Origin of the sequence: Coleofasciculus sp., assembly GCF_046539235.1 — a bacterium.
In the GTDB taxonomy this organism is placed as follows: domain Bacteria; phylum Cyanobacteriota; class Cyanobacteriia; order Cyanobacteriales; family Coleofasciculaceae; genus Coleofasciculus.
Window position 1 is genome coordinate 1 of sequence record NZ_JBKHHI010000121.1, and the last position, 16,316, is coordinate 16,316.

14 protein-coding genes and 1 pseudogene are annotated in these 16,316 nt (G+C 43.8%); 7 read left to right on the forward strand and 8 right to left on the reverse strand.

Annotated elements, in window-relative coordinates; translation table 11 throughout:
* Positions 1 to 907: 907 nt before the first annotated feature.
* Positions 908 to 1,426 (forward strand): hypothetical protein, encoded by a 519-nt coding sequence (locus ACLFWI_RS13090; RefSeq protein ID WP_446413300.1) that lies wholly within the window; start codon positions 908 to 910, stop codon positions 1,424 to 1,426.
* 169 nt (positions 1,427 to 1,595) lie between these two features.
* On the opposite strand, the gene ACLFWI_RS13095 is transcribed toward ACLFWI_RS13090, so the two are convergent.
* The 6 genes from ACLFWI_RS13095 to ACLFWI_RS13120 form a co-directional block, all read right to left on the reverse strand.
* A complete protein-coding gene (locus ACLFWI_RS13095) occupies positions 1,596 to 1,988 on the reverse strand; it encodes a hypothetical protein (RefSeq protein ID WP_446413301.1) in 393 nt (130 codons plus the stop codon).
* A gap of 441 nt (positions 1,989 to 2,429) precedes the next feature.
* Positions 2,430 to 2,627 carry a hypothetical protein gene (locus ACLFWI_RS13100; protein ID WP_446371438.1) on the reverse strand — a complete coding sequence of 66 codons (198 nt, stop codon included), beginning with the start codon at positions 2,625 to 2,627 and terminating at the stop codon, positions 2,430 to 2,432.
* Between the two features lie 505 nt (positions 2,628 to 3,132).
* Positions 3,133 to 3,885, reverse strand: a complete 753-nt coding sequence (locus tag ACLFWI_RS13105) for a peptidylprolyl isomerase (protein ID WP_446413302.1) — start codon at positions 3,883 to 3,885, stop codon at positions 3,133 to 3,135.
* 155 nt (positions 3,886 to 4,040) lie between these two features.
* Positions 4,041 to 5,045: an aldo/keto reductase gene (locus ACLFWI_RS13110; protein WP_446413303.1), complete on the reverse strand. Its 1,005-nt coding sequence runs from the start codon at positions 5,043 to 5,045 to the stop codon at positions 4,041 to 4,043.
* A gap of 232 nt (positions 5,046 to 5,277) precedes the next feature.
* A complete protein-coding gene (locus tag ACLFWI_RS13115) occupies positions 5,278 to 6,369 on the reverse strand; it encodes a T3SS effector HopA1 family protein (RefSeq protein ID WP_446413304.1) in 1,092 nt (363 codons plus the stop codon).
* Positions 6,370 to 6,402: 33 nt separating this feature from the next.
* Positions 6,403 to 7,584: a phosphotransferase family protein gene (locus tag ACLFWI_RS13120; RefSeq protein WP_446413305.1), complete on the reverse strand. Its 1,182-nt coding sequence runs from the start codon at positions 7,582 to 7,584 to the stop codon at positions 6,403 to 6,405.
* A 682-nt stretch (positions 7,585 to 8,266) separates the two neighbouring features.
* On the opposite strand from ACLFWI_RS13120, the gene ACLFWI_RS13125 reads away from it, so the two are divergent.
* Complete coding sequence (locus ACLFWI_RS13125; RefSeq protein ID WP_446410221.1) at positions 8,267 to 8,407, forward strand: hypothetical protein; 141 nt, start codon at positions 8,267 to 8,269, stop codon at positions 8,405 to 8,407.
* 622 nt (positions 8,408 to 9,029) lie between these two features.
* The gene (locus ACLFWI_RS13130; protein ID WP_446413306.1) at positions 9,030 to 12,848 is read left to right on the forward strand and encodes a two-partner secretion domain-containing protein; all 3,819 of its coding nucleotides are present in this window, start codon (positions 9,030 to 9,032) and stop codon (positions 12,846 to 12,848) included.
* A 39-nt stretch (positions 12,849 to 12,887) separates the two neighbouring features.
* On the opposite strand, the pseudogene ACLFWI_RS13135 reads toward ACLFWI_RS13130, so the two are convergent.
* Positions 12,888 to 12,986, reverse strand: a pseudogene (locus tag ACLFWI_RS13135) (DUF5615 family PIN-like protein); the annotation flags it as partial.
* A 6-nt stretch (positions 12,987 to 12,992) separates the two neighbouring features.
* Positions 12,993 to 13,334, reverse strand: a complete 342-nt coding sequence (locus ACLFWI_RS13140) for a DUF433 domain-containing protein (protein ID WP_446413307.1) — start codon at positions 13,332 to 13,334, stop codon at positions 12,993 to 12,995.
* 443 nt (positions 13,335 to 13,777) lie between these two features.
* Between ACLFWI_RS13140 and ACLFWI_RS13145 the strand changes: the two genes are divergently transcribed.
* From ACLFWI_RS13145 to ACLFWI_RS13160, 4 genes are all read left to right on the forward strand, one after another.
* Positions 13,778 to 14,611: a hypothetical protein gene (locus ACLFWI_RS13145; RefSeq protein ID WP_446413308.1), complete on the forward strand. Its 834-nt coding sequence runs from the start codon at positions 13,778 to 13,780 to the stop codon at positions 14,609 to 14,611.
* Between the two features lie 195 nt (positions 14,612 to 14,806).
* On the forward strand, positions 14,807 to 15,127 hold the full coding sequence (locus tag ACLFWI_RS13150) for a hypothetical protein (RefSeq protein ID WP_446413309.1): 321 nt from the start codon (positions 14,807 to 14,809) through the stop codon (positions 15,125 to 15,127).
* A 104-nt stretch (positions 15,128 to 15,231) separates the two neighbouring features.
* Positions 15,232 to 15,675, forward strand: coding sequence for a retroviral-like aspartic protease family protein (locus ACLFWI_RS13155; protein WP_446413310.1), 444 nt, complete (start codon positions 15,232 to 15,234; stop codon positions 15,673 to 15,675).
* A gap of 150 nt (positions 15,676 to 15,825) precedes the next feature.
* Positions 15,826 to 16,092 (forward strand): hypothetical protein, encoded by a 267-nt coding sequence (locus ACLFWI_RS13160; protein WP_446413311.1) that lies wholly within the window; start codon positions 15,826 to 15,828, stop codon positions 16,090 to 16,092.
* Positions 16,093 to 16,316: the final 224 nt, after the last annotated feature.

Here is a 16,316-nt window from a genome sequence, read left to right on the forward strand (position 1 = left end):
TGCGGAACTCTTCATCCTTCCAAGCACGGATGATATCGATGTTTGCCATTTATTTTTTCCTTGATTTAAATGAACAAATTTTAGTCGATAGGGTTGAATCAATATCGACAATTCCATTGAAGCAAATGCACAAGCATATATCAATGAAAATTTAAGCAATAAAAAGACTTTATATTATAGTAATATCTTTACTTTTTCGATATTATTTGTTGATTTGTATATACCTTAAAGCATTTATTATTGATACTGGGTAGTAAATCCCGTGAGCAATAAAAAACAATCCGGACAAAAAGCTTATAGATTTTTCCAAAAATATTGGATCAGATTATGTTGAATATTTCTCGAAAACTATCCCTGTCTCTTGACAACGTGAGAGACAGGGATTGAATTAAAAGGAGGATATTTAGGACTCGTTAAACGCCAACAGATGAAACCAGAGATTTCGGCTAAAGTGTAATCGCGATAATGTAGGGGCACGACAGTGTCGTGCCCTGATTCCGTAGGGAGAATGTCAGATGGTAGTTAACTTAACCGTTCACTGGGCGGTTGAAACCGCAGCTACACAAACAAAACCCGCCTGCGCGGCTTTCAAAGTAGGTATACAAATCAATAAAATAGACAGGTTCAAACCTTACCCGATAGTAGGAAGAATGTCAGATGGTAGGTTGGCCCCTTGGAACGTAGGCGAAGCCTTCTCGAAGAGTAACCCAACGCTATCGTTAGTTAACTTAACCGTTCACTTGAGAGCCGGGAAATAAATTTCCGGAACCCAAGCTAAAACCTGTTAAAACAGGTTCAAACCTTACCCGATAGATGATGAGGGTACAATGTCAATAGAGTTTTTTCAGCGTGATCGAGGTGAAAATTCCAAGGGAATCGTTGCTATTGATTTACGAAGGTGGGAACCATGATTAAGAATGAACACGAGTATCAGGTAACAAAAAAATGGGCAGAGAAATTTGCGCGATCAATCATAACCGTGCGTCAAAATGAAGAAAAGAAACAGAACGATCCTGATGGATGGCAACTCCTCCAGGATTCATACCACAGTCAGCTAAAGACTCTTCAGGATGAACTTACCGAATATGAAACCCTAATTTCCCATAATCCGAATCAGCCAGTCCTTCTCAACCTTGATGACATCAACAAACTATCAACGCTTTTAATTAAAGCCAGGATTGCTTTTCAACTGACACAAAAGGAACTGGCATATTTGTGCGATCGCACGGAAGACCAAATTAAAGCTTATGAAGAGGAAAACTATAACAATGCGACCTTTTTGGATTTTCTAGCCGTCATTGATGCTTTAGGGATTCAGTTGCAATCAGGTAGGTTTTGCGCCGCATTAGATGAGTTTTCCAAAGAGCGTTTGGCTGTCGCTCGACAGTCTGATAATTTCGGCGCTCAAATTCCTACCTCTTCATAATAATTGCATCTCATCTGATAACCATCTTTTCCTTTACCATTGTAGAGACGTAGCATGCTACGTCTCTACAAATTGGGGCGTGTTGATTACCACCCCCCTTGACACTTACCGTGAAGGTAATGCAAATGCTCGTTCAGCTTATTAACCTATAAAAAAATCTATTGACCATTTAATTCGCATCTAATAATTTTATCTCATTTTCGGATATTTTTAACCTTAAAAAAGATGCAAATTTAGAGGCGATATTCCTATCCTTCCGAGATATATAGAGCCAGAGTTGTGCTTGATTATGCTTCGGGATATGACTAAGGATTTTCAAGCTCTGTACTCTGACAATTAATACTGTTTTTAACCAGCTTTTATTGAGTGTTACTGACTCAATGTATTGAATGGGAATTATCACCTCTTTTATTTCAGATTTAAGAACGCCAAAGAAGTTATCTTTAATCTCAAACTCTAAGGTTAAGGTATCCTCATCAACTCGCAGGATTCCTTGAGCTTTGGCAAAGCCTTCATACACATTGGCAAATGAGAAGGGGAGGCTAATAGACAGTAGTGTCATTTTATGGACTATTTAAAATGGCTTCATAATTATTATAAACATTATTGCTTGCTCGAACTATGCCCATAAATAAAATACCTGCCTCTAAAACAAGTCAAAGGCAGGCGCAGACTGAACAAATCTAGATTTGATTAACTCCCATGTTTAGGAGGAAGTGATTAAAAAATTTAGGCAAGAGTTGGCTTACTTACCCCCACCAACTTTTGTTAGCACCGTAGATCGTAAGAGCAGTGCCAGCTATAAAGCTAATACACAAAGGAGAGGAACCGCCGTGCGTCATAATCAGCTCATCATTCGTTAGCTCATTGAGATAGCTTTCGGAATCCCCAAATAATTCGGAACCCGTAGGACGCAGATTAGAGATTTGAATCGTAGCCATTGATTGATTTTCCTCCAATTCAGTTTATTCTTGATTAAAGTCAAAACTATTTTGTCAAGTTATTAGAAATGACGCTCCCACCATCGACCAAGTTGAAATGCTGAATATGCTACCGATACTGAAACCGCAATACAGGCAGGAGTAGATCCCCCTTGTATCATGTTCAACTGTTCTCCATTCAACTCATTAAGATAAGTTTCTGAATCGTTGAAAAATTCGGAACCAACCGGATTTAGATTGCTAATTTTGATTGTAGCCATTGATAGTTCTCCGTTAAACTGCGAACTCGTTTTCGTTTATATTAATAATTTAATAAATTTACATCATCATAGCAAGTGAATTTTGACTAAAAAAAGGACATATAAATAAATATATTTACTCGATTCTATACACTTATAAATACATCCTATAGCATTTTCATGATTTAATTTATAGTCTCCTTTGACGAACAAGTTACATTTAAGTAAAAAGAGTAAATATTTTGTCTTAAATTATAGACTTAATCAGATGAGATACGTGGGTAGGGGCGCAAGCCTTACGCCCCTACAGTTGAATGTACTATCAGCGATCGATAACCTCTATATTAGAAACACTATAAAATTACCTAGACTCTATCTACCAACAAAAAACCTGCCCCTAACAATTTAGAGACAGGCTTTCAACCTAATCCAATACCGATTCAAGTCGGAAAGACAACTGTGTCTAAATCCTTACGAAACTGCCTCCAATTGAATCAGAAGCAGAATTGACGCTTACTTAATGTTTTTATTTAGCCAGTGCGTTAGACTGATATCCCGCTTGTAACCAACTCTGAAACAGAGACTCCAACACCTGTTCCCTGACTTCAGCCAACTCCGCCGGAAACCACTTCTCAACTCGAAGAATGTGATACCCTAGCTTCGTTTGAACCGGATCAATCACCTCACCCTCTACAGCCTCAGATACAGCCTGGGCAATCTCCGGTAGCAATTCTGCCAAAAATCGCACTCCGACAAAACCGCCATTTTCCTTAGACTGCTTCCCCTTCGAGTGTTCTAACGCTAAGACACAAAATGACACCTTCCCCTCACGAAGCGCCTGGGTAATTTTCACCGCCTCTGTCAAATCCCGTACCAGAATTTGAGACAGCGCCACCCGTTTATAATTATCGCGATCGCTCATATAATGACTATCAATCGCCTCACCAAACAGATGTTCTCTCAACTTCTGCCTCAGCAGCGATATCCGCACTCCCTGAGACCAATCTTCTACAGAAATGCGCTGTTGTGCTAACCAGGCTAAGGTTTCTGATGTTCCCAGCAGTTTGTTCTCTTGGCGAAATGCATCTCCTGCGGCTTGTAACTCTTCCTCAGATACCGTAATCCCTAATTGCTGACAAACCGCCACAATTAACGCATTCTGTTCCGCCGCTGCTGCAATTTCCGCGATGTGGTGAGAATGGCGTAAATAGGCAAGAATGTCTTGATCCGTTGCTGGGGTAACTTCGGGTAAGGTGAATTGTTCTAGTGTTTCTGGCATGATTTTCCTCGGTAATGACAATGTTTAATTCCGTTTTTGACCAAGGGCGGGTTTTGTTGAGAGGTTATCGGAAGATCCCCCCATTAAACGGCTAAACCCGCCCCTACAATTGACCCTGCACAGACGTTCCGACGGAACGTTGCTACTGGGTAAACTTAATCTCGATAAATTAAGTGTTCCGGTGAGATATCGGAGACAGAAAGCCGATGGCGATGTAAATCCCCATAAAGATTGAGATAATCAATTTCTTCAGGGGTTAACTGACCCTTTTGCACACCGGATATCGCCGCATCAATTTCCTCCCGACACTGTAATCCGGTCAAACAAACATCAACACAGTTCTGACTCAAGGAATACCGATATAAATCGGGTACAGACGGTTGCCAACATCCTTCCGGTAACCCCGCAGGCGCATCCCAAAGCGCACCGGAATGAGACCCAGTAGACTTAAAGGTCACAATCCCAGGACGATTACGATCTCGGATATCTAAGCGATTAAACACCTGATTTTGGGCAGAACGGTGTGCCAGATTATGTCTTACCATGACGACATCTAATAAGGGACTATTTGACCACTGCTGCGCCAGGTTCATATCGTGGAATGATGCGCCAATATACCGCACTGCCCCCATTTTCTTCAGCCGTTCCGATGTGCCAAAAAACCGTTCAATCGTGCGCTGATAAACGGAATTAGCACCACGTAAATCGGGGGAAAGCTGCAAGCAATCCTTAAACGCTTGTCCATCATTCGCACCAATCCATCCCCAGAACAATACATCGATATAGTCAATTTTTAGTTCCACAAACTGATCCAATAAAGCCGCCAGTGCGACTTCGGGATTCTTGATATAGGTGACTGTTGCCAGTACGACGTTCTCCCGCACTGATGATTTGCGACTACATAATTGACGCAGGGCATCCGCCATGGAACTATAAATATGGTGGTGCAAGTCGCTGGAATAGAAAAAGTAGTTAATTCCTTGGTCAAAGGCGTATAGTGTATCCTGACTCGAAATTCCACCACCCCCGCCTAATCCTAAACAGCTAACAGTTAAATCAGTCCGTCCTAATTGGCGGTAAAATGAAGAATCAGATTCAGGGAAATCAGGAATTTTAACGGCGGGTTTGACAACTGAGGGAGCAATTTCTGTTATTTGCATGATGTTAAGGGAAATGGCGCTAGTTTGTAGTAAGTTTGTAGTAGGCACTTTAGTGCCAGAAGCGCTAAAGCGCTTACCGTAAGTTTGTAGTAGGCACTTTAGTGCCAGAAGCGCTAAAGCGCTTACCGTAAGTTTGTAGTAGGCACTTTAGTGCCAGAAGCGCTAAAGCGCTTACTACGAACTCAGAAGCGCTAAAGCGCTTACTACGAACTCAGAAGCGCTAAAGCGCTTACTACGAACTCAGTAAAGGTGTATAATTATCGTCTGAATTGGCATTGAGATAGGCACGGTTTATGTCAATCCCAAACAGGGAAAACTGTTGGAGAATTGCCTGCATTCGCCCGTCTGGGGAGTTATCCCCGTTTTGCCAAGCTTCTAGTAACCCATTGGCAACCAGTTGACAACGGTTCATGCCAAAACTTTCTTGTGTGCCAAACTTGGTATCGGGTTCTTCGGCTAACCCTAATCCGGGGGCGAGTACCTTGGTAAATAGGGGAACTTGTGGTTTAAAATGGGCTTGATTTTCTTCATAGATCACCTGCAACACTTGGCGAACCGTGGGGTAATTGGGTTTATCGAAGTAGAAAACCCCGGAATCATAACGTCCGTAGTCGGCGGGGTTATACAGGACTTTAAAGCTAAAGGGTAGGTTAATCGCGTTAAACTTCTGGGTTAGGCTATCCATGACCGAAACCGCCCCGTCGGGGGTGAGGTTAAAGTAAATTCGCACGGTTTCTGAGGGATGGTCTAAGGTGGGTTCAGCTTGGCTTCCGGCGTTACTTACTGCCATGTAAAATCCGTTTTGGATCAGGTTTTTGGGCATCCGAATCGCTACGGTATCCCCAATAGCGGCTGGTTGGTTGGGGTGGAGATGGCGTTGGGGTTCAATATGCAGCTTTAAACTGCCTTTGCTGACGACAATTGTGTTATCGGCTTCCTGTTTGAGAACGAACCAACCGGGGTCAAAGTAACCGGTTCCTTGATTGTGATTGTGTAATTGTTGATAGAAGTTTAAGTCTAATCCTAAAAGGGTATTGTTTTCTAGGTCTAGGGGTATGGCTGGGTTATCGGTATTCAGGGCGAGGCTATTTTCGAGGGATTGATTGTAGTAGATTCCGTAGAGAAATCCACGCAGTTGCAGACTCCAGTAGCGTTGCTGGATGTCTGAGGGCATGTTCTGGAGACGGTTAATTATTTCTTCGGGTAGTTCAAAGGGTTTATAGTTGGGATGATGGATGCAAAAGTTGGCTTGGAGTTCTATGGTGTTGGCGATGTCTTGTAAGGTGTCGAGTAGGGAATGGATGGGTATGTTTAGGAGTTGCATGGTTTGATTTTTTTTACGCAGAGAACGCAGAGGTTAACGCAGAGGGGCGCAGAGGGTTTCGGGGGAGTTGGGGGAGGGGTTTGGGGGTATTAGATCGGGTGTCATGGTGCCAAATAGGGTGGGGATGGATTGTTGGGGACGACAGAGTAGGGTTTTGGCGACTTGTAGCATGGCGATTCCTGAGTTTCCAAAGGATTTTTGGTACTGAATCATTGCCTGAATTTGTTGAATTAAGGCTAAACCTGCAAATTGGATGATTTGGAGTAAGAGGGTGGGGCGGTGTGTTAAAATTTCCGGGAAGCTGTGGAAATAGGCTTGGGTTAAGCTGGCAATTGAGGGTTGCAGTTGGTCGAGGGGAGTTGTGGCTAACCGCAGGGATTCTTCGAGACTCAGGGCGTTGCTGATGACTAAACTATTCAGCCAAATTTGGATATAGCTAGCGATGAGAGTTCCTACGTCAAAGGCTGGATCTCCCCAATGAGAACGTTCCCAGTCAATCAATCTTACTCTGCGATCGCACGATTGTTCCCAGTGGTTGGAAAGCAGGATATTATTGAGTTTCAGGTCATTGTGGCTGAGACAACTGGGGGTGAAGGTTTTGCCCAGTTCTGCGATCGCGTTTCCTAAACTGTCGTATCGTTGATAGAGGGCAAAGAATTTGAGTCCATCCACTGGAACCAGCCCAAAGATGTCTGGGGTGATTCGTTCTAATCCGCCAATCAGGTTAGGTACGGTTTCGGGGAGAGAGTGAGATTGTTGTGAGAAAAACTGCCGATAGTCGTCTCGGTTATATGTGGCGCGATGAATAGCCGCCAGGGTAGTACCAATAGACGCCGCGATCGCACTCGGAAAGATTGTCTCTTCGGCGTAGAATTCCATTACGTCGCGGTACTCGTCTAAGTAACGGAATATGATGATTGATTCCCCCGGATCAAAGTGGAGTACCTTGGGCAAATAGGGGTGAAGGGTAGCAAGTTCAGGAAAGTGCTGTAAAAACTCCTGAATGCGCCACTCTTGCCCAAATTCTCCGGCTGTTTTCCCGTCTTGATTATACCTTTCTTGCTTAACCAAGAGTTTTTCACCGTCGGGTAAGGTAACTAAAAGGTTAAAGTTTTTCGCCGCAACGGGTTTAATGATCAGCTGATTTTGGTTTTCTGGTGGACATAGCCCCAGTTGAATTAAATAGTCGGGGAGGTTAATTGAGCTTAATTGCATCGTTGAGTCGGTCTGAATTAGATGAGTTCAGTGGTTGTCTTAGGTTTCATTTTATTTTTAATTTGGGGTTTGTGAAGTGTTGGAAAGTGAATTAATTGGCGTAAAGTTATAAAATTTTGTCTTTTGCCAGAATGCGTGGATATCGCCACAAATCCATAAACAGTGCTGGAATATAAGCAAGTGAAGCGCTTGCCAGAGTTGCCGTTGGGGATGCGATATGTTCTTTAATTGACAGAATTATGTCTGATTAACTGCTGTGTTATCGGCAAATAGAATTAGCGCTTGACTTTGGCTGGAATTTCAGGTACTTTTATATCATGGGAAAATGTGCCGTCCTATAAACCCCAATTAACCGTCACCCGTCGTACCCCGTAGGGTGGGTTAGGCGGTAATCAATTCACGAAACAAACTATTTAAATAGATATCCAACCTAACCCACCGAGTTATCCTTTCCTACAGATGAACCAACGAGGATTCCTCAACAAAATTAATGGATTTCCCCGTCACGATAGTGGGGCGAGTCGGGTAAATTAATGCCTCTCCCCGTCACGATAGTGCAGCGACTCGCCCCTACAAGGTTACAGGATTACAGGATTACAGGATTACAGGATTACAGGACACAAAACACAATAAAATAAATATCAGGTTAGGAATGACCTAAATTTCAAATCTAGAGGGTGCTATGTTGACCATCAATCAAGGCTTACAGCGTTTAGGCTATGGCGGCGCGATTGCGCGAAGCGCACCAGCAAAGCTGATCGCACCATTCTGCTTCATCCTCTGTAACTCAGTTATCGCCCAGATTCTGCCCGATTTGACATGAGGACTCAATGTTCCTCAATCCTACCAAGGTTAAGGTTTTCCTAACATATCAGAGGAGGAATCGCTGCTAAAAAGATAGAAGTAGTGCTTGACTTTGGCTGTAATTTTAGGTAGTTTTATATAATGGGAAAATGTGCCGTCCTATAGACCCCAATCAACCCTCAACCCGTAGATCCGTAGGGTGGGTTAGGCGGTACTAAATTGACAAAACAAACTATTTAATTAGATATCCGCCGTAACCCACCAAGTTATCCTTAATCAGGAATGAACTAACGACGAAAATTCCTAAGGGTTTCGCCGTTCACGATAGTGGGGCGAGTCGGGTAAATTAATGGATTTCCTCGTCACGATAGCGGGGGTGTAGGGGCGCAAGGTTTGCGCCCAGACAATTAATGGATTTCCCCGTCACGATAGTGGGGCGAGTCGATATAATTAATAGGTTTCCTCTGAAGATAGTGCAGCGACTCGCCCCTACAGGGTTACAGGGTTACAGGGTTACAGAATTACAGGATTACAGAATGATAAGGTTTACAGGTTTACAGGTTTACAGGACACAGGATACAGGACACAATAAAATAAATATCAGGTTGGGAATTCCCTAAATCTCACATCTAGAGGGTGCTATGTTGACCATCAATCAAAGCTTACAGCGTCTGATATATGGAAGCGCGATCGCCTCATTCTTCTTTATCCCCTGTAACCCTGTCCTCGCCCAGATTACACCCGATTCCACATTAGGCGCTGAAGGTTCCTCAATCCTACCGAATGGGGTGGTTATCGATGGAGTAACCGCCGATTTAATTCAGGATGGCGCCAGCCGAGGTTCAGCCTTATTTCATAGCTTTTTAGAATTTAATATTAACGAAGGACAACGGGTTTATTTTGCTAATCCTGACGGAATCAAAGCCATTTTTAGTCGAGTAACCGGAACTGATCCCTCTGACATTTTGGGGACATTAGGCGTCAATGGCGCAGCCGATTTATTTTTGATCAATCCCAATGGAATTCTCTTTGGCGAAAATGCTCAATTAGACATCCGGGGTTCGTTTATCGGGAGTACAGCCAATGGGGTGGTATTTGAGAATGGCACTATCTTCAGTGCAACCAATCCAGAAGCACCGCCATTGCTAACTATTAATGTTCCCTTGGGGTTGCAATATGGAAAAGTAGCGGGGGGTCAAAACTCAGCCGCAATTACCAATTTAGGAACTCTAGAAGTTGGTAAAAATTTAACCTTAGTTGGCGGAACAGTTACCAGTACCGGAGAATTAGCCGCCCCAGGGGGACATTTAGAGATAGCCGCATTAACTGGAGATGCAACAGTGCGGGATGGGTTGGCGCAGTCGGCTGTTTTATTGGCGAATAATAATTTAATTTTAGAAGAAAGTCAGTTAGTCACCGCTGGGGATTTAATCCTGTTAGCGGGGGATACGGTGCGAGTGCGGGATACTGTAGAAACTCCGTTTATTGCCCATACAGGTGGGAATCTTTATGTTCAGGGAAATCAAGGCATTGATATTCTGGCATTGAATCATCCAGGAACGCCGTTTCAGAGTGGTGGGGATTTAAGTTTAATTAGTGATGGGGTCATTTCTGGGGATGCTCATTTTGCCAGTGGGGGTCAGTTTTCGATTCTGAATTTAGCGGGGGAACCGGGGGAGTTTTGGAGTTACTATGACCCGATTATTAGTTCCGAAGGGGATGTGGTTCTGGGCGATTATACAGGAGTTTCGCTGAAGGTTGAGGCGAGGGGAAGTATTACCACAGGAAATATTCGGATTACGGGTAAAGATACGACATTGAAACCTGAAGACTATCCGAATGATCCAGATGTCGATACGTTGATAAATAGTCCGGCATTAATTTTAAGAGCTGGGGTAGACGAGTTAAAACATCCGCCAACGACATTAATTCCTGTTTATTGGGATGACTTTGAAGGAGACATTCCTGATGTATGGTTAAATACCGCCACAAATATCACACCAACAACAGATATCACACCGAAAGGAAACCGTAGATTTTTGGGGCAGTTTGTCAACGATACGATAAGCCTGACGCTGGATAATCTGCCGCCCCATGAAATAGCCACTGTTTCTCTGGATCTATTCATTATCCGCTCATGGGATGGAAATCGACCAAAGGACGGACCAGATATTTGGAATTTAAATGTTGAAGGAGGTCAAACCCTGATCAATACAACATTTAAAAACTATGACATTATCTTTGACAATGAACCTAAAGACATACAAACTCAGTCATATCCTGCGGAATATAATCCTTCAGACATTGTTAAAAATCCGGCATATCAAGGAGCTAGTGAGGTCACAACCCTCGGCTACGAATTCTTATTTAAATCAATTAACCAAAGGAGAGCCGTTGATTCAGTCTACAACTTAAGCCAGACTTTTGAACATTCAGACAATTCAATTCAAATTAATTTTTCGCCAGAACTTACCAATGCTGAGATTAATGATGAAAGTTGGGGAATAGATAATGTCCGTGTTTCTGTGGGGTCAAGTGTAACATCTCCGGGAGAACCATCACCGAATAATAGTCCCAATGATTCCAACTTAACCTTCTCTCAAAATCCATCACCGGGACGTATCACCACAGGCAACCTGGAAACCCCCGGAGGACCTATTATCTTAGACGCAAGCAATGATATCACTCTCAACGGCTCAATTAAAACAAACGGTGGGGATATTACGCTGGAAAGTGATGGCATGATTGACACGACAGCAGATATCCTGGACTCCTTCTCTGTTAATCGTGGCGGAGCAATTTCTCTGACTGCCAATAATGATATTAAAGCAGGCGACATTCGCTCCTCTAGTGATGGATTAAGTGGCAATATTAATTTAACAAGCCATGCTGGAACAGTTGCCGTTGATGGTACTTTTGTTATCCGTAGCGATGCTTTTGGTTTAAGCCAAGGAGGTGATATTAATATCACCGCTCGGTCACTTTCCTTAACCAATGGTGGGCGAATACTGACAGGTTCATCCGGAGAGGGTGTAGGGGGAAATCTCACAGTGAAAGCCTCGGAATCAGTAGAACTAATTGGTACTTCCCCGGATGGTAATATTTTGAGTCTATTGTCTACTTCCACAGGAGGAAATCAACGGGCTGGAGATTTGAAAATTGAAACAAGACGATTAATTGTTCGCGATGGAGCCGTCATCGGTGCTTCTACTTCTAATTCAGGTCGAGGTGGAAATTTAACCGTCAATGCTTCCGAGTTGGTAGAACTAATTGGTACTGCACCGAATGGGTTTCCCACTGGTTTATCTACCGATACGATTAGCACAGGAGATGCTGGAAACTTAATAATTAATACCAGACGCTTGGTTGCTCGCGATGGTGCAGCAGTATCGGCTTCAACCTTTAGTGAAGGTCAAGGGGGAAGTTTAACGGTGAATGCTTCAGAGTCTATCGAACTTAGTGGTACATCACGAGATGGATTTGCCAGTGGTTTGTATGCTCAAGCATTTGGAGATGGGGATGCTGGTAACTTGATAGTTAATCACACTCAGAATTTAAATATCCGAGATGGGGCAAAAGTTAGCGTTGCTGCTGGCACAGCCGCAGATGCTAGGATACCTAATTTTCCCTCATTTGACGTTGGTGATGATATCGTTCTCCCCCCGTTTTCACCTGACGCAACAGGCAAAGCGGGTAACACAGAAATTACGGCTGATTTTATCCGTCTGAATAACCAAGCTGCAATTATTGCTGAAACCGATTCCAGTGAAGGTGGCAATATTACCCTCAACGTTAACGATATCCTACTCCTACGCCATAACAGTTCAATTTCTACCACCGCCGGAACTGCCCAAGCTGGGGGAAATGGGGGCAATATCCGAATTAATTCTCCCTTTATTGTCGGATTTACCTGGGAAAATAGCGATATTACCGCCAATGCTTTCTTGGGGAATGGGGGAAGAGTTGATATCACCGCCAACAAAATTTATGGACTCGAATTTCGCTCTCGCCTCACTCCCCTGTCTGACATTACCGCCAGTTCCGAATTTGGCGAACAAGGAGTCGTGGAACTCGACACCTTAGAAATTGACCCCAACACCGGATTACTGCAATTACCTCCCCCAGCTTCCCCACCCGATTTTCTCAATTTCTGTCAAGGGGGTTCTGACCAAACTCCCAGCCATTTTATTATTAGTGGACGCGGCGGTGTTCCTCCCACAATTTCCCAAGTAACGGGAACCGATAATGTGTGGGAAGATTTGCGTCCCCTAGTTCCTAGTAACGATAATCGCCCAGCCAAGATTGAACCTGTAACCCAGACTCGTTCAACCCCAATAATTGAAGCCCAAGGCTGGATAAAATTACCCGATGGAACAATCGTTCTCACCGCCCAAGCGCCCAATGTTACGCCTAATACTGGTTGGCAAAATCCGATACATTGTCAGAGTGCGGTTGAGTAATGAATAGGGGATAGGATTGAAACTCAGTTAGGGAAGGTGCCCCACATCCTGCACACGGACTACATCCAGCTCAGGCAAACGCCTGATTAGCCCACGCAATATTGCTCCGTTGAAGTTTTCGTCAGTCAAAAGACGCATTTGATATCAACTTACTTGGGATTGATGACGAGCCAAAAGACGTTCTCGGAGATTAACCAAGTTATTGTCTTGAGTCAATTTTTGTCTGTACTGTTGAGCATTTTGGCGACGCTGCTCCAAGTAGTTATCAATCTGCTGGCGATGGGTGAGGTAGTAAGCGATAGTTGCATAAATCTCTGACAGGCTAAGTACATCGTACTGGATAGCAATTTCTTCGGGAGTAGAGCCAGTGTGATAGGCAGCAAGTAGGCTGTCAAGGGTTACTCGGCTCTGACTGATACGGATACCCCCAGCTTCGTCCCATCGCAAGGGTGAAGTGGTAGCTTGAAATTCAAATTGAATGCTCATGAGATTGTCTTATCGCAGAATTTGCTTCTTTGCTTTAGCTTACTTGAGGGCGACGCTTTTGCGTAGATAGGCTCCTCTTACTTTGCACGGAATATGGAAAACCTCTCTCCTGCTCTTGAGAGGCTTTGAATTCTCCCCCTTCCGTAAAAAAAAGCGAAGTTATCTAATCTACTGGACTGACACAGCTAAAATTGTGGAATAAATTTGACGGTTAACCCTGAATTTCGACAGGACTTCGGCGTGAGCGCTCAGTCGAACGCTCAATTGCCGCGAAGTCGAAGGGTTAAACTGGGCGCACGTCGGTGCGCCCCTACGTTTTTTCGCTCCAATAATTTCCTTTAGATCCCTTTTTTTGAGACAAAGGGGTTTTTATTTTATTTGCTTTGTTATAACATTATTACAAGTAACTAATACCTTAAAAATTACAGAAGGAGCAGAACCTCATGACACATCTACCCCCTAAACTTGACACCGATCGCACTGATGAAACCCTTACCCAGCAAGCATTAGCGGAATTAGGCATTACCCAACTCCTCTGGTTGATCAAGCACTACAGCGACATTGACTTCGATGCATCCCAAATGCACCTAACGGATGCTGAAGCCCAGGCGATCGCGAAACTATTGATCCAGCAGTTGACCGAAAGCCTTAACGGTAAACTCATTGCTGGGACTTTAAATACTCTGCGTCATAGTGAAGAGATAGAGGAACTAACCGAACACTCAGGGCGGGTTTTGCCACCAAGTTGGGTACAACAATTTGTGTTTGTCCCTAAACCCGCCCCTACACAATCAGGGCGGGTTTTGCCACCAGGTTGGGTACAACAATTCGTGTTTGTCCCTAAACCCGCCCCTACACAATCAACATGCAACGATTCTCCCGGTGAAGATGATGACAACTCATACCGTTATCCCACCCATTCTGATCATGAACTAGAGCATCTATCAGTGCATAGCCCAACTGGACGCTATAATCCCCAAGGGCGAAACTATCCCCGCCCAATTACTCAGCGTGAACAATACATCATTGACCTCTATTGTTACTGTGAATTAGGGATGACGCCAAGGCAGTTTTATGCCAAATGGGATGTCACGTATGAGCAACTTTCTCATATATGTTCCCGTTCTCTGGGAACCGTTCAATGTTGGTTCAACCGAGGTCAAGGGTATCGCCCCCCTCAACCCGTTGACTTGCGCCATTTGGCAATCCTGGATTTTTTGTTAGAGCATTTTGAAGAATTGCCCCAATCCCTGATGGATCTGCTTTGTTCCTCTTAACACTGAATCAGGGAGTCTAGAACCATGATTCTGGGCGGGTTTCGTCACATCTGGGTACAACCAAAAAGATAGTTGTGAAACCCGCCCCTACACACTTAATCCGAATGGCACTAAAGTGCCTACTACGAAACATAACTTTACATAAATTGCCTTGACAAACCGTCTTTGCCTGATTTATACCTGTTTGTATACAAAGTGAGAGTTAAGTTCCAGGCTATAGGCTTGTTTCCGCTTTACCCGAAGCGCGATCGCACGCCAAGCACGCCAACACTAATCAGTATCCCAGAGGCATCAATTATGTCATCCCATTCTTCCACCCCGAATATTGATGAATTCCTGCAACGCTTGGAGATAATCCTGCTGCAGACGTGGAGTGAGACAGGTTTTGGACATATAGAAGTGAGTAGTGAACGATTTAGGGAGGATAAAATTCGGGTGATTCTTCAGGGGTCAACCCATTACCGTTATGTGATTACGAATCAGGAGGTTGAACAGAAGAAGATGAATGGAATATGAATAGTGGCAAAGGTGCGTTACTCTCCTCACCCTACACCATTTAAATCCAGAAAGACGTTATGATAATAAACTGAATCACTCCGAATTTTAAGGAGAAAATCCCTATGCCAATTAAAACTAGCCAGCCAATGGGAAAAGTTTTCACAACCCTGAAAATTGTGAATCGAGCCGACCAAATTAGAGCGGAAGATGGGACAATTCGCCCCGAACAAATTCGGTCAATTACACTGGACAATGTATTGGTAGACACAGGAGCCACAACCTTGTGTTTGCCACAAGACGTTATTGCCAAACTGGGACTAAAAATACTTAAAGAAGTAGACGTGGCTACAGCAATGGGTATTGGCAAAGCCCGAATTTTTCAAGATGCTAAACTATCAATGTTTGGTCGGGAAGGAACCTTCGAGTGTTTGGAATTACCCGGCGGTGGCGATGCGCTTTTAGGCGTGATCCCGTTAGAATCGTTGGGGTTAGAAATAGACCTACAAAATCAAACACTGAAGCCCTTACCCATCAGTCCAACAGAAACCTATTTGACGATATTGTAGACAACGAGAAAGGGCGCACACCGTCATCAGTGTCAACACGTCTCTACAATCAAGATTCAGTTCCTGTTGATGGGAAACGATGAAAGTTGATAGCTTTATGATACCTTTTGATACCTTCCGGTGGGTTTTTCTGGAGAACGATGCGGTTTAATGGATTCAGTTGGACTTACCAACACCAGTTTGTATGGCAGAGGCATTATTATGTTATCCCATTCTTCCACCCCGAATATCGATGAACTCCTGCAACGCTTGGAGACAATCCTGCTTCAGGCGTGGAGTGAGACAGGTTTTGGACATATAGAAGTCAGTAGCGAACGATTTAGGGAGGATAAAATTCGGGTAATTCTTCAGGGGTCAACCCATTACCGTTATGTGATTACGAATCAGGAGGTTGAACAGAAGATGAACGGGAGTTGAACAGTTTCACCAACCGCCTTGGGTTCAAACCAAAGGAACTCAAAGCTCAAGTCGTCTAAAAACGACTACCTCTCTAGTCCGAGTCCATTTTAATGGACTTTAGCTTTGGGTTCCAGAAATTTATTTCTTGGCTCCCAAGCAACCGCCTTGGGTTCAAACCCAAGGAACCCAAAGCTCAAGTCGTCTAAAAACGACTACCTCTCTAGTCCGAGTCCATTTTAATG

Bases quoted from the DNA above. Each gene is read 5' to 3' on its own strand.
- ACLFWI_RS13090 (WP_446413300.1), top strand. From the start codon at position 908: ATGATTAAGAATGAACACGAGTATCAGGTAACAAAAAAATGGGCAGAG.
- ACLFWI_RS13095 (WP_446413301.1), bottom strand. From the start codon at position 1,988: ATGACACTACTGTCTATTAGCCTCCCCTTCTCATTTGCCAATGTGTAT.
- ACLFWI_RS13100 (WP_446371438.1), bottom strand. From the start codon at position 2,627: ATGGCTACAATCAAAATTAGCAATCTAAATCCGGTTGGTTCCGAATTT.
- ACLFWI_RS13105 (WP_446413302.1), bottom strand. From the start codon at position 3,885: ATGCCAGAAACACTAGAACAATTCACCTTACCCGAAGTTACCCCAGCA.
- ACLFWI_RS13110 (WP_446413303.1), bottom strand. From the start codon at position 5,045: ATGCAAATAACAGAAATTGCTCCCTCAGTTGTCAAACCCGCCGTTAAA.
- ACLFWI_RS13115 (WP_446413304.1), bottom strand. From the start codon at position 6,369: ATGCAACTCCTAAACATACCCATCCATTCCCTACTCGACACCTTACAA.
- ACLFWI_RS13120 (WP_446413305.1), bottom strand. From the start codon at position 7,584: ATGCAATTAAGCTCAATTAACCTCCCCGACTATTTAATTCAACTGGGG.
- ACLFWI_RS13125 (WP_446410221.1), top strand. From the start codon at position 8,267: ATGTTGACCATCAATCAAGGCTTACAGCGTTTAGGCTATGGCGGCGCG.
- ACLFWI_RS13130 (WP_446413306.1), top strand. From the start codon at position 9,030: ATGTTGACCATCAATCAAAGCTTACAGCGTCTGATATATGGAAGCGCG.
- ACLFWI_RS13140 (WP_446413307.1), bottom strand. From the start codon at position 13,334: ATGAGCATTCAATTTGAATTTCAAGCTACCACTTCACCCTTGCGATGG.
- ACLFWI_RS13145 (WP_446413308.1), top strand. From the start codon at position 13,778: ATGACACATCTACCCCCTAAACTTGACACCGATCGCACTGATGAAACC.
- ACLFWI_RS13155 (WP_446413310.1), top strand. From the start codon at position 15,232: ATGCCAATTAAAACTAGCCAGCCAATGGGAAAAGTTTTCACAACCCTG.
- ACLFWI_RS13160 (WP_446413311.1), top strand. From the start codon at position 15,826: ATGGATTCAGTTGGACTTACCAACACCAGTTTGTATGGCAGAGGCATT.